General features: G+C 74.1%; 18 protein-coding genes. 6 read left to right on the forward strand and 12 right to left on the reverse strand.

All coding sequences use genetic code 11. The features are described from left to right. Positions 1–21 precede the first annotated feature (21 nt). A complete protein-coding gene (locus V6D49_RS09465) occupies positions 22–729 on the forward strand; it encodes an ester cyclase (RefSeq protein ID WP_340558773.1) in 708 nt (235 codons plus the stop codon). Between the two features lie 85 nt (positions 730–814). Here the strand turns inward: V6D49_RS09465 and groL are convergent, their stop codons facing one another. From groL to V6D49_RS09480, 3 genes are all read right to left on the reverse strand, one after another. After that, positions 815–2440 (reverse strand): chaperonin GroEL, encoded by a 1626-nt coding sequence (gene groL / locus V6D49_RS09470; RefSeq protein ID WP_340558775.1) that lies wholly within the window; start codon positions 2438–2440, stop codon positions 815–817. 119 nt (positions 2441–2559) lie between these two features. Further along, complete coding sequence (groES, locus tag V6D49_RS09475; RefSeq protein ID WP_191209702.1) at positions 2560–2868, reverse strand: co-chaperone GroES; 309 nt, start codon at positions 2866–2868, stop codon at positions 2560–2562. A 286-nt stretch (positions 2869–3154) separates the two neighbouring features. After that, positions 3155–4129 carry a polysaccharide deacetylase family protein gene (locus tag V6D49_RS09480; protein ID WP_445330632.1) on the reverse strand — a complete coding sequence of 325 codons (975 nt, stop codon included), beginning with the start codon at positions 4127–4129 and terminating at the stop codon, positions 3155–3157. Positions 4130–4210: 81 nt separating this feature from the next. Between V6D49_RS09480 and V6D49_RS09485 the strand changes: the two genes are divergently transcribed. After that, entirely contained in the window at positions 4211–5422 is a 1212-nt protein-coding gene (locus V6D49_RS09485) for a THUMP-like domain-containing protein (RefSeq protein ID WP_340558778.1), read from the forward strand. A gap of 118 nt (positions 5423–5540) precedes the next feature. Next, positions 5541–6329, forward strand: a complete 789-nt coding sequence (locus tag V6D49_RS09490) for a VOC family protein (RefSeq protein WP_340558780.1) — start codon at positions 5541–5543, stop codon at positions 6327–6329. A gap of 17 nt (positions 6330–6346) precedes the next feature. On the opposite strand, the gene V6D49_RS09495 is transcribed toward V6D49_RS09490, so the two are convergent. The 4 genes from V6D49_RS09495 to tsaB form a co-directional block, all read right to left on the reverse strand. Next, the gene (locus V6D49_RS09495; protein ID WP_340558782.1) at positions 6347–6604 is read right to left on the reverse strand and encodes a hypothetical protein; all 258 of its coding nucleotides are present in this window, start codon (positions 6602–6604) and stop codon (positions 6347–6349) included. Then, a complete protein-coding gene (tsaD, locus tag V6D49_RS09500) occupies positions 6601–7746 on the reverse strand; it encodes a tRNA (adenosine(37)-N6)-threonylcarbamoyltransferase complex transferase subunit TsaD (RefSeq protein WP_340563835.1) in 1146 nt (381 codons plus the stop codon). The genes V6D49_RS09495 and tsaD overlap by 4 nt, the downstream gene beginning before the upstream one ends. Positions 7747–7761: 15 nt before the next feature. Then, complete coding sequence (rimI, locus tag V6D49_RS09505) at positions 7762–8271, reverse strand: ribosomal protein S18-alanine N-acetyltransferase (protein ID WP_340563837.1); 510 nt, start codon at positions 8269–8271, stop codon at positions 7762–7764. Between the two features lie 77 nt (positions 8272–8348). Beyond that, positions 8349–9026 (reverse strand): tRNA (adenosine(37)-N6)-threonylcarbamoyltransferase complex dimerization subunit type 1 TsaB, encoded by a 678-nt coding sequence (gene tsaB, locus V6D49_RS09510; protein WP_340558784.1) that lies wholly within the window; start codon positions 9024–9026, stop codon positions 8349–8351. 168 nt (positions 9027–9194) lie between these two features. On the opposite strand from tsaB, the gene V6D49_RS09515 reads away from it, so the two are divergent. Next, a complete protein-coding gene (locus V6D49_RS09515; protein ID WP_340558785.1) occupies positions 9195–9749 on the forward strand; it encodes a hypothetical protein in 555 nt (184 codons plus the stop codon). A 23-nt stretch (positions 9750–9772) separates the two neighbouring features. Here V6D49_RS09515 and V6D49_RS09520 read toward each other — a convergent pair whose 3' ends face one another. From V6D49_RS09520 to V6D49_RS09540, 5 genes are all read right to left on the reverse strand, one after another. Continuing rightward, a complete protein-coding gene (locus tag V6D49_RS09520) occupies positions 9773–9943 on the reverse strand; it encodes a hypothetical protein (RefSeq protein WP_340558787.1) in 171 nt (56 codons plus the stop codon). A 111-nt stretch (positions 9944–10054) separates the two neighbouring features. Further along, positions 10055–10636 (reverse strand): tRNA (adenosine(37)-N6)-threonylcarbamoyltransferase complex ATPase subunit type 1 TsaE, encoded by a 582-nt coding sequence (gene tsaE / locus V6D49_RS09525; RefSeq protein ID WP_340558788.1) that lies wholly within the window; start codon positions 10634–10636, stop codon positions 10055–10057. Between the two features lie 10 nt (positions 10637–10646). Beyond that, positions 10647–11735: an alpha/beta fold hydrolase gene (locus V6D49_RS09530; RefSeq protein WP_340558790.1), complete on the reverse strand. Its 1089-nt coding sequence runs from the start codon at positions 11733–11735 to the stop codon at positions 10647–10649. A gap of 4 nt (positions 11736–11739) precedes the next feature. After that, a complete protein-coding gene (gene alr, locus V6D49_RS09535) occupies positions 11740–12963 on the reverse strand; it encodes an alanine racemase (RefSeq protein ID WP_340558792.1) in 1224 nt (407 codons plus the stop codon). A 12-nt stretch (positions 12964–12975) separates the two neighbouring features. Continuing rightward, positions 12976–14418, reverse strand: coding sequence for an NAD(P)H-hydrate dehydratase (locus tag V6D49_RS09540; protein ID WP_340558794.1), 1443 nt, complete (start codon positions 14416–14418; stop codon positions 12976–12978). Positions 14419–15178: 760 nt separating this feature from the next. Between V6D49_RS09540 and V6D49_RS09545 the strand changes: the two genes are divergently transcribed. Continuing rightward, positions 15179–16435, forward strand: coding sequence for an MFS transporter (locus V6D49_RS09545; protein WP_340558796.1), 1257 nt, complete (start codon positions 15179–15181; stop codon positions 16433–16435). Then, the gene (locus tag V6D49_RS09550; RefSeq protein WP_340558797.1) at positions 16432–18279 is read left to right on the forward strand and encodes an alpha/beta hydrolase family protein; all 1848 of its coding nucleotides are present in this window, start codon (positions 16432–16434) and stop codon (positions 18277–18279) included. Before V6D49_RS09545 ends, V6D49_RS09550 begins: the two co-directional genes overlap by 4 nt. Positions 18280–18565: the final 286 nt, after the last annotated feature.

An 18565-nucleotide genomic window follows, 5' to 3' on the forward strand; every position in this document is an offset into this window, starting at 1 on the left:
GGCCGACCGTAGGAGGCCGTCATGACATTCGTGCAGCTCATCGACTGTAAAACCAGCCGGGTCGACGACATGAACCGGCTGCTGGACTCCTGGGTGGAGGCGACCCGGGGCAAGCGGACGGCGACCCACGCCCTCGTCGGCCGCGACCGGTCCAGCTCCACCCACGTGGTGGAGATCGTCGAGTTCCCCTCCTACGAGGAGGCGATGCGGAACTCGAACCTGCCCGAGACCGACCGGATCTTCCAGGAGATGGTGGCGCTCTGTGACGAGATGCCGCAGTTCACGGACCTGGACGTGGTGCGGGACGAGCAGCTGAACAAGGACACCGCCCGCCGGGTCTTCGAAGAGGTGCTGTCCGAGCGGGACTACGCCGCGCTGGAGGACTACTTCCACGCGGACTACGTGGAGCACGACCCGGCCAACCCCACGGGCGACCTGCACGGCCTTGACGAGGCACGGGAGAACCTGCGGGAGGAACTCGACCCGTTCGAACCCCGGTTCACGGTGCTGGGCGCCGTGGCCGACGGTGACCTGGTCAGCCAGCGCTTCGAGGCCGCGGCGCGGCACGTGGGCACCTTCATGGGCACCGAGCCGACCGGCAGGGAGTTCACGCTCACCGGCCACGTGACGTTCCGGTTCCAGGACGGCAAGATCGCCGAGAGCTGGTTCAACTGGGACAACGCCCGGCTGCTCGCGGAGATCGGCGCCGTCGAACTGCCCCGGCCGTAGGCGCGGCACCGCGCCGGGCCCGGACGCCGACAGGCCCCCACCCGCCAGGGGTGGGGGCCTGCGTCAGGCGGTGTGCCGGGCCTGGTCAGTGCGCGTGGCCGTGACCGTGGCCGTGACCGGCGTCCTCCTCCTCGGCCGGCTTCTCGACGACCAGGGTCTCGGTCGTGAGGAGCAGGGAGGCGATGGACGCGGCGTTCTCCAGGGCGGAGCGGGTGACCTTCACCGGGTCGATGACGCCGGCCTTGACCAGGTCGCCGTACTCGCCGGTGGCGGCGTTGAAGCCGTGGCCCTTCTCCATCTCGGCGACCTTGGAGGTGATGACGTAGCCCTCCAGGCCGGCGTTCTCCGCGATCCAGCGCAGCGGCTCGACGACGGCGCGACGCACGACGGCGACGCCGGTGGCCTCGTCGTCGGACTTGCCCAGGCTGTCGGCCAGGACCTTCGCGGAGTGGACGAGCGCGGAGCCGCCACCGGAGACGATGCCCTCCTCGACCGCGGCGCGGGTCGCGGAGATGGCGTCCTCCAGGCGGTGCTTCTTCTCCTTGAGCTCGACCTCGGTGGCCGCGCCGACGCGGATGACGCACACGCCGCCGGCCAGCTTGGCGAGGCGCTCCTGGAGCTTCTCGCGGTCCCAGTCGGAGTCGGTGTTGTCGATCTCGGCCTTGATCTGCGCGACGCGGGCCTGCACGTCGTCGCTGGTCCCGGCGCCGTCGACGATGGTGGTGTCGTCCTTGGTGACGGTGACGCGGCGGGCGGAGCCCAGCACGTCCAGGCCGACCTGGTCGAGCTTGAGGCCGACCTCCTCGGCGACGACGGTGCCGCCGGTGAGGGTGGCCATGTCGCCGAGCATCGCCTTGCGGCGGTCACCGAAGCCGGGAGCCTTGACGGCGACGGCGTTGAAGGTGCCGCGGATCTTGTTGACGACCAGCGTGGACAGGGCCTCGCCCTCGACGTCCTCGGCGATGATCAGCAGCGGGCGGGAGCCGCCGGCCTGCATGATCTTCTCCAGCAGCGGCAGCAGGTCGGCGATGGCCGAGATCTTGCCCTGGTGGATGAGGATGTACGGGTCGTCGAGGACGGCCTCCATCCGCTCCTGGTCGGTGACCATGTAGGGCGAGAGGTAGCCCTTGTCGAAGGCCATGCCCTCGGTGAAGTCCAGCTCCAGGCCGAAGGTCTGCGACTCCTCGACGGTGATGACGCCGTCCTTGCCGACCTTGTCCATGGCCTCGGCGATCAGCTCGCCGACCTGCTTGTCCTGCGCGGACAGACCGGCCACCGAGGCGATGTCGGCCTTGGAGTCGATCGGGCTGGCGGAAGCGATCAGGTCGTCGGAGACGGCCTTGACGGCGGCGTCGATGCCCTTCTTCAGGGCGGCCGGGGAGGCGCCGGCGGCGACGTTGCGCAGGCCCTCGCGGACGAGCGCCTGGGCCAGCACGGTGGCGGTGGTGGTGCCGTCACCCGCGATGTCGTTGGTCTTGGTCGCCACCTCCTTGACGAGCTGGGCGCCGAGGTTCTCGTACGGGTCCTCGACCTCGACCTCACGCGCGATGGTGACGCCGTCGTTGGTGATGGTCGGGGCGCCGAACTTCTTGTCGATGACGACGTTGCGGCCCTTGGGGCCGATCGTCACCTTGACGGTGTCGGCCAGCTTGTTGACGCCGCGCTCCAGGGCGCGACGGGCGTCCTCGTCGAACTTCAGGATCTTCGCCATGGCGTAGAGAGGTCCTCTCAGGGCTTTGTGGGCGTATCACAAACGAACCGCGCCCTGGCCCCGGCTGTCTGTGACGGGGAACCAGGGCGCGGATCGACACACGGATGTGCGGGGGTGCCTTACTTCTCGATGATCGCGAGCACGTCGCGAGCCGAGAGGACGAGGTACTCCTCGTTGTTGTACTTCACCTCGGTGCCGCCGTACTTGCTGTACAGAACGACGTCACCGACCTTCACGTCGAGCGGCAGGCGGTTACCGTCCTCGAAGCGGCCCGGGCCCACGGCCAGGACGGTGCCCTCCTGGGGCTTCTCCTTGGCGGTGTCCGGAATGACCAGGCCCGAGGCCGTGGTCTGCTCGGCGTCGAGCGGCTGGACCACGATGCGGTCCTCAAGCGGCTTGATGGCAACCTTGGAGCTGGCGGTCGTCACGATCCGACCTCCCCCTTCGGAGATCTCACGGGGTCTTATGTCTAGAGGTGGCGACCTGGTCGATCCGTCGTCGCGGGTGCCGGACCTTCCCGTCGCGCCTGGCACTCCCCGGTGGAGAGTGCCAACGGTGAGACTATGCCTCGGTTAGCACTCGGTCAAGCGGAGTGCCAACGCCACACCGCGCGTCGTCGGATCCGGCACCCGGAACGGCCCCTTCCACCCGCCGCACGGCCGTCCGCCACACCCGCCCCGCCCGCCGTCCGGCCCTCCGGACCGCGGGGCCCGGTCAGATGTAGTCCTCCAGGCGGGCGAGGGCGAAGCCCTGGTCGGTGGCGGTCTTCAGGGTGCGGCGCAGCATGTCGTTCATGGTGCCGCCCCACTCGTCCGGCCCGCGGAAGTGGGTGAGGATGATGTCGCCGGGGTGGAAGGTGCGGTCGGCGCGGCCCCAGTCGAACTTCTTGGCCCACGCCTCCTCGGCCCACAGCGGGACGGCCTCGATGCCGCAGGTGGCCGCCGCACGGAGCGTGTCGCGGTTGTAGGCGCCGTAGGGCGGGCGGAACAGCCGCGGCGTCACCCCGATCTCCTTCTTCAGCACCTCCTGCATGTCGCAGATCTCGCGGCGCTGCCGCTCGTAGGAGAGCTTCGGCATCTCCTTGTGGTGCAGGGTGTGGTTCTGGACGGCGGCGCCGTCGCGGTGCATGCGGCGGAAGTAGTCGTAGTCGTCCTTGGCCACGTAGTCGGAGAGGAACGCGCTGTAGGGGATGTCGAGTTCCCGCAGCATGCGGGTGAAGCGCGGGTCCTTGTGCCAGCCGTCGTCGATGGTGAGGAAGACGACCTTGTCGTCGGTGGGGACGCGGACGAGGACCGGCGGCAGCCCCTCGTCCGCGATGAGCCCGGGGGTGCTGGCGAGCTCGACCTTCTGCCGGGGCGGCGCCGGGGGGCGCAGCGGGGGCGTGGCGAGCCCCCAGCGTTTCGCGGCGGCGACGCGACGGGCCTCGGCCCGCTCCAGGCCGTGGGCGTAGTCGGCGAGGGAGGCGGCGGCGTACTCGGCGCCGACGCGCTCCGCCTCGCCGAGCGGCAGCCCTTCCACGGCGGCGGCGAGCGGCTCGTCGAGCGGGGCGCGGCCGTCGGGGACGTGGCCGGTCCCGGAGACGGCGGCGCACGAGACGGCGAGCACGACGACGGTGGAGGCGCCGGCGGCGCGCCGGAGCTGACGCCAGTTCCGCGACCCTTTCCTGTCATCTTGTCTGATTTGTCTGATGATCGGCATAACGCCGGATCGTGCCAGCAGCCGGGGCCCGGAGGGCGACGGCGTTCCGCCGGGCAGAGGAAAATGAGCCGCGTGGCCGTATCCGAATCACCCGACACACCGACCCCCGCCTCCCCCGAGGTCGACGCCTTCCGGGCGCTCCTGACCGACGAGGGGGCCGAGCTGCTGGAGCTGCTGCGCGACCACGACCCCGCCGACGAACTGGCCCTCGCCACCCGGCTGCGCCGCGACCACCCCGCCGCCCTCGTCTCGGCGGCACTCGGCCAGGCCCGGCTGCGGCAGCGGGCCGTCGCGAAGTTCGGCCCCGAGGACGCCGCCCGGATGTACTTCACCCCCGACGGCGTCGAGCAGGCGACGCGCTCCGGGGTGGCCGCCTACCGCGCCGGGCGGCTGGCCGGACGCGGGGTGCGGCGACTGGCCGACCTGTGCTGCGGCATCGGGGGTGACGCCGTCGAGCTCGCCCGCGCCGGGGTCGACGTCCTCGCGGTGGACCGCTCGCCCCTGACCTGCGCCGTCATCGAGGCCAACGCCGCGGCGCTCGGCCTGACCGAACGGATCACGGTGCGCCGGGCCGACGTCACCGAGGTGGACGTCGACGGGTACGACGCCGTCTTCGTCGACCCGGCGCGGCGCGGCGGCCGGGGCCGGGTGTTCGACCCCGAGGCGTACTCGCCGCCGCTGTCCTGGGCACTCGACGTGGCGCGCCGGGTGCCGCACGCGGCCCTGAAGATCGCCCCCGGCGTGCCGCACGAGGCGCTGCCCGACGACGCCGAGACGGAGTGGATCTCGGTGTCGGGCGAGGTCAAGGAGGCCGTGCTGTGGTTCGGTGCCGGGGCGACACCCGGGTTCCGGGCCACGCTGCTCCCCGGCGGGCACTCGCTCCTCGGGGCCGGCCTGCCCGACCCGGAGCCCGGACCGGTCGGCCGGTACCTGTACGAGCCGGACGGCGCGGTCATCCGGGCCCACCTCGTCGCCGACGTCGCCCGCGACGTGGACGGCCGCCTGCTGAGCCCGGACATCGCCTACGTGACCTCCGACGTCCTGCGGGCGACGCCGTACGCGCGGGCCTACGAGGTGACGGACGTCCTGCCCTTCCACGTCAAGCGGCTGCGCGCGCTGCTGCGGGAGCGGGAGGTCGGCGTCCTGACGGTGAAGAAGCGCGGCTCGGCCGTGGAACCCGAGGAGCTGCGGCGCAAGGTCCGCCTCGCGGGCCCGAACGCGGCGACCGTCTTCCTCACCCGGGTGGCGGGGGCGCCCACGATGCTGCTCGGCCACCCCGTGTAGGGCCGCGACCGCCCCGGCCCGCCCGCCGTCGGGCGTCCCCGTGTGGCACGTCCGGCTCCGGGGCCGGAAGGTGGAAGCGGAACGAGCGGGGCCGCGCACGGAAACGAGGTGAGCACAGGTGCCCGACGATGCGGGAGCCGTCCACGGTGCGCCGTGCTGGGTGAGCCTCATGACGCACGACCTGGACGCCGCCATGCGCTTCTACGAGAGCGCCCTCGGCTGGACCTACCGGCCGGGCTTCCGCGACCAGGAGCAGGGCTACCAGCTGGCGCTCACCGAGGGGCGTGCGGTCGCCGGGCTCGGCATGACGGCGCAGACCCGGACCTTCGCCCCGGCGTGGACGGCGTACTTCCAGGCGAACAGCGTGAACGAGGTGGCCGGACGCATCCAGGAGCGCGGGGGGACGGTGGCCGTGGGGCCGCTCCCCTTCGGCACGGGCCGGGTGCTGTGGGCGGCCGACCGGCAGGACGCGCGCTTCGGCGTCTGGGAGGGCGATCCCGTCCCCGGGTGGCGGATGCGGCGGCTGGCGGGTGCGCCGGCCCGCCTGCAGCTCGTCACGGGTGACGCCTTCGGGGCGGCCATGTTTTACGGCGGCGTGTTCGCCTGGGACACCCGGGAGCCGGACCGGGTCAGCGTCCGGTTCGAGTCGGACCACGTGGTGCTGTCCGTGGACGGCCACCACGTCGCGGACCTGTGGGGCGGCGCGGTGGAGGAGGCGCCGGACCCGACGGTCCGGCCGCAGTGGCACGTCTACTTCTGCGTCGACGACGTGGACGAGGTGGCGGCGCGGACGGAGGCGGCCGGCGGCAGCGTCGTCCAGGCGCCGGAGCTGTCCCACTTCGGCCGGGTGGCCGGGCTGCGCGACCCCGAGGGCGCCCTCTTCCACGTCACCTCGGAGCACACCTGAGGTGCGGGTGCCGCGCCTCAGTCGACCCGGGTGAAGCGCCAGCGGTGCACCGGGCGGTGCAGCAGCCCGGCGGGCGGGTCGGGAAGCTCACCGACCGGCCCCGGCTCCTCCCAGTGGGTGATCACCAGGACGCGGTCACCGGGCGCGGTGTAGGTCTCGCGCCGCCCGGGCGCGGGGTCGAGGGTCTGGGACCGCGCCCAGGCCAGCAGCTCCGCGCCCCGCCCCTCGGCGGCGCGGGCTTCCCACATCAGGGCGGTCGTCGCAGGCGTCGTCATGCGTCGTAGAGGTTCTTCCGGCTCAGTTCGTGCACGTGGTCGTGGGAGTGGTCGTGCTCAGACGAGTGGTCGTGGTCGTGGTCGTGCGCGACGGGCGGGGCCGCCGGGACGTGGGGCTCGGTGACGGGGAGCGAGGAGTCGGCCGGCAGGTCCCAGCCGGAGGCGGCGCGGCCCCGGGCGACCATCTCGGCGCCGAGCGCGGCGACCATCGCGCCGTTGTCCGTGCACAGCTTCGGCCGGGGCACCCGCAGGGTGATGCCCGCGTCGGCGCACCGCTCCTCCGCCAGCGCGCGCAGCCGCGAGTTGGCGGCGACACCGCCGCCGATCATCAGGTGGTCCACGCCCTCGTCCCGGCAGGCCCGGATCGCCTTGCGCGTGAGCACGTCGGTGACGGCCTCCTGGAAGGACGCGGCGACGTCGGCGACGGGCACGTCCTCGCCCGCCCGCCGCCGGGCCTCGATCCAGCGGGCGACGGCGGTCTTGAGCCCGGAGAAGGAGAAGTCGTAGGGGGCGTCACGCGGGCCGGTGAGGCCGCGCGGGAAGGCGATCGCGGCGGGGTCGCCCTCGCGGGCGTAGCGGTCGATGACGGGTCCGCCGGGGAAGCCCAGGCCGAGGACGCGGGCGACCTTGTCGAACGCCTCACCCGCCGCGTCGTCGATCGTGGCGCCCAGCGGGCGGACGTCGGCGGTGATGTCGGGCGCGAGGAGCAGCGAGGAGTGGCCGCCGCTGACGAGCAGCGCCATCGTCGGCTCGGGCAGCGCGCCGTGTTCGAGCTGGTCGACGCAGATGTGGGACGCCAGGTGGTTGACGCCGTAGAGCGGCTTGCCGAGCGCGTAGGCGTACGCCTTGGCCGCCGAGACGCCGACGAGCAGCGCCCCGGCCAGCCCGGGGCCGGCGGTGACGGCGACGCCGTCGAGGTCGGTGGCGGCCACGCCCGCCTGGGCCAGGGCGCGCTGGATGGTCGGGACCATGGCCTCCAGGTGCGCCCGGCTGGCGATCTCGGGGACGACGCCGCCGTAGCGGGCGTGGTCGTCGACGCTGGAGGCGACGGCGTCGGCCAGCAGCGTGTGACCGCGCACGACGCCGACACCGGTCTCGTCGCAGGAGGTCTCGATGCCGAGGACAAGGGGCTCGTCGGGGATCATCTGTCGTCGTTCCTAGCTCGGGTCGCTGGGGGCGGGGGGACGTCCGGCGCCGGCCGGGGGCGGGGGCGTCGTCGGGGCGCCGTGCTCGCGGCGCATGACCAGCGCGTCGACGTCGCCCGGCTGGTAGTAGCCGCGCCGCAGGCCCACCGGCACGAAACCGTGCCGCTCGTACAGGCGCTGGGCCCGCGGGTTGTCGACGCGGACCTCCAGGAAGACCTGGTGGCACTCGAAGGCGGTGGCGGCGGCGAGGAGGTCGGTCAGGAGCCGGGTGCCGAGCCCGGTGCCCTGCCGCTCGGGGGCGGCGGCGATGGTCTGGACGTCCCCGGTGCCGTCGACGGTGGTGGCCAGCCCGGCGTAGCCGACGATCCGGCCGCCGGGGTCCTCGGCGACGGTGTAGTGGTGCGTGGCGCCGGGCCCGCGCGCGTGCGCCAGCTCCGACCAGAACATCCCCGCCGACCACGCGTCCTCGGGGAACAGCGCGCGCTCCAGGGCCAGCACCGGCTCGATGTGCCACCAGCGCATCGCGCGCAGCGTGACGGCGCCGGACGGGTCGGCGTGTTCGGCGTGTTCGGCGTGTTCGGCGCGATCCTGCCTCGGGCTCACCGTGGCGTGACCACCTTGTACCCGGCGGGGACCTTGGCGTCCGGGCGGCGCAGGTACATCGGCAGCGGCGGCGGGAACGGCTCCCCGGCGGCCAGCCGCTCGGCGGCCAGCGCGGCGAGCGCGGCGGCCGACTGGTGCTCGGGGCCGTCCTCCCGCAGACCGGTGAAGGTCCCGGGGTACAGCCGGGCGCCCGCGCCGACGGCGGGGACGCCGGCGACCTCGGCGGCGATGTCGGCGGGCCGGTCCACGCGCGGTTCACCCACGCGCGTCCGGGCGTCGGTGTAGCGGGCCCAGTAGACCTCCTTGCGGCGGGCGTCCGTCGCGACGACGAACGGCCCGTCCCCGCCGACGGCCCCGGACCGCCCGGCGGCGTAGGCCAGGCCGTCGAGCGTGCACAGGCCGTGCACGGGGATGCCGAGCGCCGCGCCGAACCCCGCCGCCGTCACCAGCCCGACCCGCAGCCCGGTGTAGGGGCCCGGCCCGATGCCGACGACCAGGCCCGTCACCTCGTTCAGCACGCGGCCCGCCTCGGCCAGGACGGCGTCCACCGCCGGGAGCAGCAGCTCACCGTGGCGGCGGGCGTCCACCTGGTCGCGGGCGGCGAGGACCCGCTCGCCGTCGTGCAGGGCGACGGTGATCGCGGGGGTGGCGGTGTCAAGAGCGAGCAGCAGCACGGAGCAAGCCTACGGCGCGCCCGGCGGTGCGGTGTCCGGGCTGCCCCGGAGGGGTACCCGGGGGCTGCTACCGTCGCACTGACGATCAGTGCGCGCACACCCGCGCGCGCCGGGCGGCGAGAAGCCGGGCGGCGAGAAGACGACACACGGCATCGAGGGGTGAACCCGGTGGCACGCAGCAGTGCGGGGACGTTCGTGGCCGGACTGACCGCGCTGGCGCTCGCCACGGTCGGCTTCCTCGCCTACCAGGCGTCGGCCGCCCAGGACGCGGCGCACGACGGCAAGCGGTCCGAGCCGTCGGCGTCCCCCTCACCGGCCGCCGAGCAGTCACCGGACCCGCAGGCCCTGCCGCCCGCCTCCGGGGAGGGGCGACGCGTGGTGTACTCGCTGGAGGCGGACCGCGTGTGGCTGGTCGGCGCGAGCGAGGCGGTGCAGCGGACGTACGAGGTCCGGCCGGGCACCCTCGACCCGGTGGTCGGCACCTACACCGTGACGTCGCGGGCCGCGCAGGTCACGGGGACGGACGGGGTGCCCGTGCAGCACGTCGTGCGGTTCGCGACGCTCGCGGGCACCGGGATCGGCTTCAGCGCGCCCGTCGAGGACGGCGCCGAGCCGACGGCGGAGCCGGAGCGCAAGACGGGCGGCATCCGGGAGACCCGGGCCGACGGCACGGCGATGTGGGAGTTCGCGACGCTCGGCACCGAGGTCGTCGTCGTCCCGTGACGCCCGGCCGCGCCGGGTCGGCCTCAGGCGGCGTCGTCCTCACGGACGCGCGGGGCGCGGGGCGTGCGGGGCTCGTCCTCCGGGGGCCGGGAGACGGCGCGGGCGGCCGCGCAGGACGCCAGGAGTTCGCCGAACGGCGGCGTCTGCGGCGCGCACGGTCGTGCGGACGGTGGTGCGGACTCACGTTCCGGCATGGCCCCTCCTCACGCGCTACAAGTTAGGTTCACCTAACCACGCGGGGGTCGGCTGCGCAACAGCTTGCCGACACGTCGTCGGGACGCGGTCGGGAACGCCGCCAGGACGGCTCAGACCACCGCCGACAGGTCGACGTCCGCCCAGCGGGAGCCGACACCGGTGAGCGTCACCTCGCGGACGTCGACGGCGCCGTCGTCCGCGCCGTCGCCCGCACCTTCGGCCGCGCCTTCGGCCGACTGCGGTTCCGGGACGTCCGTGCCGAGGGTGCGGTCGATCACCACGTGCAGGCGGTCCTCCGTCAGCTCCTCGACCTTGCCCTCGCCCCACTCCACGACGACGACGGACTCGGGCAGCGAGACGTCCAGGTCCAGGTCCTCCATCTCCTCCAGCCCGCCGCCGAGCCGGTAGGCGTCGACGTGGACGAGCGGCGGGCCGCCCACCGTCGAGGGGTGCACGCGGGCGATGACGAACGTCGGCGAGGTGACGGCACCGCGCACGCCCAGCCCCTCCCCCAGGCCCCGGGCGAGCGTCGTCTTCCCGGCGCCCAGTTCGCCGGAGAGCAGCACCAGGTCACCGGCGCGCAGGAGACCGGCGAGCCTGCGGCCCACCTCCCGCATGCGCTCGGGCGTGCTGACCGTGATCCGGGCCCGGGCCTGCGCCCGGGGTGTGGCCGTCTGCGTGGCTTCGTGCATGACTCCGATGCTAGGCCGTGCCCAGCAGGGCGCGCAGGAGGGCGTTGACCTCCTCGGGGCGTTCGAGCATCAGCAGGTGCCCGGTGTCGGGCAGGATCTCCAGCCGGGCGCCGGGCAGCGCGGCGGCGATGGCCTCGCTGTGCGGCTGCGGGGTGAGCTGGTCCCGTTCCCCGGCGGCGACGAGGGCGGGACGGCCCGCGAAGGCGGCGAGGGCGGCGGTCTGCTCGTGCCCCTCGAAGGCGGGGTAGAACTCGGCGACGACGTCGATCGGCGTGGCCTCGATCAGCCGCTCCGCGAAGCGGGACACGGCCGGGTCGACCGCGCGGGGCGCGCCGAAGGAGTAGTGCCGCACCAGGCCGGCGAGCAGGTCGGCGACGGCCTCCCGGCCGCGCTCCACCAGCGCCGGGTGCGCCGAGAGCAGCCCGAGTACACCCGGCAGCACGCGGCGCGCCGCCCGCACCCCGGCGGCCGGGAAGCCGTAGGTCACCTCCGCGAGGCCCCCCGCCGACGTGCCCAGGAACGCGGCCCCGGCGACGCGCCGCTTCACCCACGCGGGGTACTGGGCGGCGAACGTCATCATCGTCATGCCCCCCATGGAGTGGCCGACGAGCACCACGGGCCCGCGCGGTGCCGCCGCGTCCAGCACGGCCCTCAGGTCCTGGCCGAGCCGGTGGAGCAGCTCCGGGGCGGCCTGCGGACGGTCGGCGCCACCGAGCCCGGACCGGCCGTGGCCGCGCTGGTCCCAGTAGACGGCGCGCACCCCGAGGTCGCGCAGGGCGGCGCGCTGGAAGTGCCAGGAGTCCTGGCTGAGGCAGTAGCCGTGGCTGAGGACGACGGTGAGGGTGTCGTCGGCGGTGACCTCGTTTGCTGCGGGGCCGTCCGTCTCGTAGTAGAGCTCGGTCCCGTCGTCGGCGCGGACGGTGCCGGGGGTGCCGCGCAGGGTGCCGTAGGGGCCCTGCGCGTCCAGGGAGAGGCGGGCCCGGCGGCGTACCGTGCGGTGGACCGTCAGCCGTTCGACGGCGACGCCCGCCGCGACGACGCCGAGCGCGGCCCCGGCGAGCCCGGCCCGGCGGCGCGGGCTCATGTCCCCCAGGCCCATGGCCCTACCCGGCCCCGGCGTCGGCGTCGGCGTCGGCGTCGGTTCCGACGTCGGCGGGCTCGGCCCCGGCGTCGGGCTCGGCGTTCAGATGGACGCGGGGGACGCGGGAGCCGACGCGGGTGACGATCTCGTACCCGATCGTGCCGACGGCCCGCGCCCAGTCCTCCGCCGTCGGCTCGCCCGAGTCGCCGGGGCCGAACAGCACGGCCTCGTCCCCGGCCTCGGCGCCGTCTCCGCCGAGGTCCACGACGAACTGGTCCATCGCCACCCGCCCGGCCACCGTCCGCAGCTTCCCCGCGACGAGGACGGGACCGCAGCCCGACGCGTGCCGGGGAACGCCGTCGGCGTACCCGGCCGGGACGAGGGCGAGCGTCGTCGGGCCCGGCGTGGTGTAGGTGAGCCCGTAGGAGACGCCGTGCCCGCCGGGCACCCGCTTGACGTTCGCCAGGTCGGCGCTGAGCCGCATCGCCGGGCGCAGCCCGAATTCCTCCGGCACCCCGATCTCGGGGGCGGGCGAGAGCCCGTAGACGGAGACGCCGGGGCGCACGAGGTCGAAGTGGGACGCGGGGAGGGTGAGCGTGGCGGGCGAGTTGGCCAGGTGCCGGACCTCGGGGCGCAGCCCGGCCCGCTCGGCCTGGGCCAGCGCCTCGCGGAACGCGGTCAGCTGCACGGCGATCGAGGGGTGCCCCGGCTCGTCGGCGCAGGCGAAGTGCGACCACAGACCGGTGACGCGCACGGCGCCCTCCGCCTCGGCGGCGCGGGCGGCGGCCACCAGGGCCGGCCAGTCGGCGGGCTGGCAGCCGTTGCGGCCCAGCCCGGTGTCGGCCTTGAGGTGGACGCGGGCGGTGCGGCCCGTCGTGCGGGCGGCGGCCACGATCTCGTCCAGCGCCCACAGGGCGCTCGCGGAGACGTCGACGTCCGCCTCGACTGCGCGCGCCCAGGGGCCGCCGGGCGTCCACAGCCACGCGAGCACCGGGCCGGTGTCCCCGGCCGCGCGCAGGGCCAGCGCCTCCTCGGGGGTGGCCGTCCCCAGCCAGTCGGACCCGGCCCGGCGGGCGGCGCGGGCGCACGGGAGCAGGCCGTGCCCGTAGGCGTCCGCCTTGACGACCGCCATGAGCCCGGCGCCCCCGGCCGCCCGGGCGCGCAGGGCCCGCACGTTCGCGCGCACGGCGGCGAGGTCGATCTCGGCCCGGACGCGCGGCGGGCGGGTGGCGGGTGCGCTGTTCACGGCACCAGTGTCTCAGGCACCGTGCGGGCGGGCCGCGCACACCTCGCGCCAGGCCGCCGGGAGGGCGGCGGCGACGTCGGACGCGGCGGGCGGCGCCGTGGCCGTCCGGCCCGCCACCCCGTGCAGGTAGGCCCCGGCGGCGGCGGCGTCCCGGGCGTCGAGCCCGGCGGCGAGCAGCGCGCCGATCAGGCCGGAGAGGACGTCGCCGCTGCCCGCGGTGGCGAGCCAGCCGGTGCCGGTGGGGTTGGCCCGCACGGGCCCGCCGTCCGGCCCGGCGACGAGCGTGGCGGAGCCCTTGAGCAGGACGGTCGCCCGGTAGCGGTCGGCCAGCCGCCGCACGGCGTCGAGCATGCCCGCCTCGACGGCGGCCCGGGAGGTGTCCAGCAGGGCGGCGGCCTCACCGGCGTGCGGGGTCAGCACCGTCGGGGCGCGGCGGGCCCGCACGGCCGCGACGTCGGCCAGCCGCAGCCCGTCGGCGTCGATCAGCACCGGGACCTCGGCGTCCAGCACCTCGCGGACGGCCCGCTCCGCCCCGGCGCCGCCGCCCAGCCCCGATCCGACGGCCCACGCCTGCACCCGGCCCGCGTGCTCCGGGGAGCCGTCGGTGACCAGCGCCTCGGGGTGCCGGGCGATCACCTCGGCGGCGGCCGTGCCCGCGTAGCGCACGGCCCCGGCGCCCCCGCGCAGCGCCCCGGAGACGGCCAGCACGGCGGCGCCCGGGTACTGCGCCGAGCCGGCGGCGACGCCCACGACGCCCCGCCGGTACTTGTCGGTGTCGGCGCCCGGCCGGGGCAGCAGGGCGGCCACGTCGGCGTGCTGCGGCGCCTCCACGTCGGGCGTGGCGGGCAGGTGCGGCGCCAGGCCGATGTCGACGAGCCGCACCGCCCCGGCGCGGCTGCGGGCGGGCTCGACGAGCAGGCCGGGCTTCCACGCGCCGAACGTCACCGTCGCCACCGCCCGGACGGCCTCGCCCTCGACCTCGCCGGTGTCGGCGTTCACCCCGCTCGGCAGGTCCACGGCGAGGACGGGAGCGGTGACGCCGCGCAGCAGGCGGGCGGCGTTCTCCCGCAGGCCGCCCGTGCCGCCGATGCCGGTGATGCCGTCCAGCACCAGATCGGCCCCGTCGAGCACGGCCTCCTCGGCCCCGACGGCACGGCCGCCCGCCCGGCGGAGCGCGGCGAGCCCGCCGGGGTGGACGCGGTCGGGGCTCAGCAGCACGGCGGTGACCCCGGCGCCGCGCCGCGCGAGCCGGGCCCCCGCGTACAGGGCGTCGCCGCCGTTGTCCCCGCTGCCGACCAGGAGGGCGACGCGGGTGCCGTAGACGCGGCCGAGCAGGTCGGCCGCGGCGGCGGCCAGCCCGGCGGCGGCGCGTTGCATGAGGGCGCCCTCGGGGAGCCGTGCCATCAGCTCCCGCTCGGCGTGCCGTACGACCTCGACCCGGTAGGCGTTCCGCATGGCCGCCAGCGTAGGCGCTGACGACCACCGGGGCCGGAGTCGGCACGTGCCGCGTGATGACGAGGCGTTCGCAACGAAGAAGGACCACGTGATCGGCCGGATGACGATCGGTGAACTCACGCCGCTGTGGGGCTGGACCGAGGAAGAGCAAGTACAGCCCGCATACGTTCTTCACACGACGGTGCAGCACTTTGAGTGCGCTGGTCAGCGAGTGGATTCCCTGCGCGCCGAGCGGCGGTGCGCGGACAGCAGTCGGGCCGTGCACTCCACCACGTGGCGCGGGGCATCAAGAAGGGCAACGTAGGTGACCATTGTGGCCTGCAGGCTCAGCGGACGATCTTGTGGTGAGAGCCGTCCCACCAGGGGCTTTGCGTCTGCCCGCACGCGGGTTGCCACCCTCCCGCCCGGTAGGCCCCTCAACAACCGACCCTGCGAAGATCATTTCACGGGGAATCATTGCTGGATCTCATCGGTCTGCCCTGACCAGCCATTCCCCTTGATCAGTACGATCTCGAATCAGCCCTGTGGCATGCAGCGCGCGGCCGCAGAGGCCCGCCCGCTGCTATTCGGCGTGCACCTGGAGATCAACTACCCAACGCCCTGAAGCGTACTTCTTGATCAGGAACAGAGTTCGCACGCGGTGTTGTGACAGGCCTCACTGTTCGATACGCTCGCGGTCCTCGATGGGAAAACGTCCGACTAATGCAGGGGCCATTGTGGGTGCGTTCGTGTCGGCAATACTCTCCCGGTGCAATTCTTGATGGACGCAGCCGAAGAGAAGTTAAGACCTTCGAGCCCTGGCTTACCCGACAGCCAGTCCTCGTCCCCGTTCCGCAAACGAGATTTCTTTCTCTTCTGGACGGCGGGTGCCGTCGATGGTCTCGGCACCCACGCCTCCTCCCTCGTCCTGCCCCTCATTCTGCTCGGTGCTGGACATCCGGCCGGCCTCGTCGGCCTCGTGACGTCGGTGGCTCTGGTCAGCGGGCTGGTGGTCTCGCCCGCGGCGGGCGTACTCGCCGACCGGTGGCCGCGCAAGCCGATGATGTACACGGCGGCCATCGTCGCGGCGGGCGCCATGGGATCGGTGTTCGTGGCCGTGGCCCTCGGCCACGTCGTCCTCGCCCACGTACTCGTCGCGGCCGTGATCGAACAGGCGGCCAGTGCCACCTACGGGGCGGCCGCCTCCGGGACGATCCGGCGACTGGTGCCGTCCGGCGAGTACACCCGGGCGATCGGATACCTGCAGGCGCGGGACCAGGCTGTGCAGATCGTCGGGCCCACGGTGGGCGGCGTGCTGTACCAGTTGGCACGCTGGGTGCCGCTGCTCGCGGACACGGTGTCGTTCCTGCTGGTGGCGGTGCTGAGCAGGGCGATCCGCACGGACCTGACGCCCGTGCGGGAGGGGCCTGCCGCATCGTTCGTTCGTGACCTCACCGAGGGACTGCGCTTCGTGTGGGCCGAACCCTTCCTGCGCTTCGTGATGATGTGGACCGCCGGGATCAACGCGCTGCTCGGCGCGCTGTACTTCCACGCCGTGGTCGCCTCCCACGCCCAAGGCGCCAGCCCCTCCTCGATCGGGCTCATCCTGACCCTGGCCGGCGTCGGTGGGCTGCTGGGCGCACTCGCCGCACCGTGGCTGGTGCGGCGGATTCCGGCCGGGTGGATCGTGACCGGCGCGTCGTGGGCCATGGTGCCGACGGCGACCGGTCTCGCGTTCGCTTCCGAGATCTGGTTCTACGGGCTGATGCTGAGCTGCGTGTCGCTGATCGTGCCCTCCGTCGTCGTCGTTCTGCAGACCCGAGCGGTGCTGGTCACTCCGGACCGGCTGCTGGCCCGGATGGGAACCGTTCTGGGCACCGCCGGCCAGGGAGTCGCTGTGCTCGCGCCGGTGGCGGCGGGGGTCTTCGTGAGCGCGTACGGCGGCCGGTCGGTGGCCTTGGGCTGTGCGGGCGCGTTCGCCGGGCTGGCGTTGTACGCGACCATCAGAGCCCGGCTCGTGACGGGAGGGACGCCGTGACGCCGGCCGCGCCGAGGGCGGCCACGCGGGCCTACGGCGTCTACCGGCCGGTCCTGCCGGTGACCAGCCCCCGGCATCCGGACCGGATGGTGTACACCGGGGACGCCGACGGCCGGTGCGAAATCTTCACGTGGGACCGCTCCAGCGGCGTCGGACGGCAGGTCACAGACCGTCCGCACGGCACGCTGCTGTGCGCCATCGACGGCGAGGAGGCCGTCTGGTGGTTCGACGAGGACCGCGATGGCAGCGGCTGCTGGCGCACCCAGGCCTTCAACGGCGGCCCGGACCACCCGGCACTTGCCGGCGTGCCGCAAGGACGGCCCGCCGGGTTGGCACTGGCTGCCGGGGGCACGGTGGCCGTCGGCGTCCGGAGCCCCGAAGGGCTCAGCGTCCATCTGGGGCGGCGCGGTGGCGCCGGTACTCCGGTTCTGCGCACCACAGGCTCCGGCACGCTATGTGACCTGGCACCAGACGGCGGGCTGCTGGCGGTGTCCGGGCCGGCACACTCCGCGCATGCCGTGACGCTGCTGACCCCGGACGGCACCACCGTCGCCGTGCTCTCCGGGGTTAGGGAACGTACCTGGGCCCTAGGCTTCGCGCCCGCACTCCACCCGCTGCCCGATCCGGCGCCGTCCTCCGGTTCCACACCGGTGCCCGGTCGACCTCTGCTCCTGGTGATGCGCGAGCGGGCCGGCCGCTACCACCTCGGCACCTGGTCATCCGGGCGCGGCCTGGAGTTGCTGCCCTGGTGCTCGTTCGACACCGAGACGACCGCCCGCTGGTATCCCGGCCCGGGAGACACCCGGATTCTGCTGCGGCAGGACCGGCACGGGCGCAGTCAGCTGTTCACCGCCGAACTGGACCGACACCGGCTGACCCGGATACCGACCCCGGAGGGCAGCATCCTGGACGCGTCCCCCGCTGCCGACGGTGACGTGCATTTCATCTGGACCGATGCGGTGACCGTGCCGCAGGCGTTGTCCCTGTCGGGTAGGCCGCTGCCAGGGCAGAGCCGGTGGCGTCTCCCCCGGTTCGGCCACCGCCAGGACCTGTGGACACCCGGGCCGGATGGTCCGGTGCACACCTTCGTCACCACACCCTCCGACCGCCCCGCACCCTACCCACTGGTCCTGCTCGTCCACGGCGGCCCGGCCGACCACGACCGCGACGCCTACGACCCCATGGTGCAGGCCCTCGTCAGCTCGGGCTACGCCGTCGCCCGCGTCAACTACCGGGGTTCGACGGGCTACGGACCGCGTTGGCGCTCCGCCTACTCCGAGGGCGTCGGACACACGCAGGTGGCCGATCTGGTGCGGGCCCGTGCCGAGCTGCTTGAGCGAGGCATCGGCCGTGAGGGTGCCGTGGGCCTGTGCGGCACCTCGTGGGGCGGGTATCTGACGCTGCTGGCCATGGGGACCCGACCGGATCTGTGGGACGCCGGAGTCGCCGTCAAGCCGCTGGCCGACTGCGCCACGGCCTTCTGGCACTCCACTCCCGAACTCCAGGTGCTGGACACCGCACTGTTCGGAGGCACGCCGGACCAGGTGCCCGACGCCTACGCCCATGCGTCCCCGTCCTCCTACGCGACCGCCATCTGCTCCCCGCTCCTGGTCGTCGCCGCGCGGTGGGACGTCAAGTGCCCGCCGGAGCAGATCGCGGCATACCTGGACGTGCTGCGCGCGGGCGGGGTGGCCCACGAGCTGATGTGGCTGGACTCCGGCCATGACGGCTACGACGGCGCGGACCACCTGGCCGTGATCAGACGGACCCTCAGTTTTCTCGGCCGCGGGCTGCCCACGGCATCCGTACGGGCCGAGCCGCCCCAGCAGCCGGAGAGGAGGTGAACATCATGCAGAAGGACATCATCCACGGGGACCCGCTCGACGGCGACGAGGAGAGCCGCAAACCCGGCGTCGGCGTCGTCGTCTACCTCCGCTCCGCGGAGGAGATGGAGGACGAGGGCAAGTAGCACGAGATGCCGGCCTCGCACTCCATGCGGGGCCGGCCCCGCCTCGCCCTCCGGCCCCCACCGGATCGCCGACACGGTGTCCCTTCCCGGGCCTGACGGCTCCGCCGGCCGGACCGGACGCCTGACAGATGACTGAATCCGTGCACGGATCACCTGAGAAG

The sequence above is a fragment of the Streptomyces sp. GSL17-111 genome (assembly GCF_037911585.1).
Lineage (GTDB): Bacteria > Actinomycetota > Actinomycetes > Streptomycetales > Streptomycetaceae > Streptomyces.

Coding starts and splice junctions, on each gene's coding strand:
- V6D49_RS09465 (WP_340558773.1), top strand. CDS start 22: ATGACATTCGTGCAGCTCATCGACTGTAAAACCAGCCGGGTCGACGAC.
- groL (WP_340558775.1), bottom strand. CDS start 2,440: ATGGCGAAGATCCTGAAGTTCGACGAGGACGCCCGTCGCGCCCTGGAG.
- V6D49_RS09495 (WP_340558782.1), bottom strand. CDS start 6,604: ATGACGACGCCTGCGACGACCGCCCTGATGTGGGAAGCCCGCGCCGCC.
- rimI (WP_340563837.1), bottom strand. CDS start 8,271: ATGCGCTGGTGGCACATCGAGCCGGTGCTGGCCCTGGAGCGCGCGCTG.
- V6D49_RS09520 (WP_340558787.1), bottom strand. CDS start 9,943: ATGCCGGAACGTGAGTCCGCACCACCGTCCGCACGACCGTGCGCGCCG.
- tsaE (WP_340558788.1), bottom strand. CDS start 10,636: ATGCACGAAGCCACGCAGACGGCCACACCCCGGGCGCAGGCCCGGGCC.
- V6D49_RS09530 (WP_340558790.1), bottom strand. CDS start 11,735: ATGGGCCTGGGGGACATGAGCCCGCGCCGCCGGGCCGGGCTCGCCGGG.
- V6D49_RS09540 (WP_340558794.1), bottom strand. CDS start 14,418: ATGCGGAACGCCTACCGGGTCGAGGTCGTACGGCACGCCGAGCGGGAG.
- V6D49_RS09545 (WP_340558796.1), top strand. CDS start 15,179: ATGGACGCAGCCGAAGAGAAGTTAAGACCTTCGAGCCCTGGCTTACCC.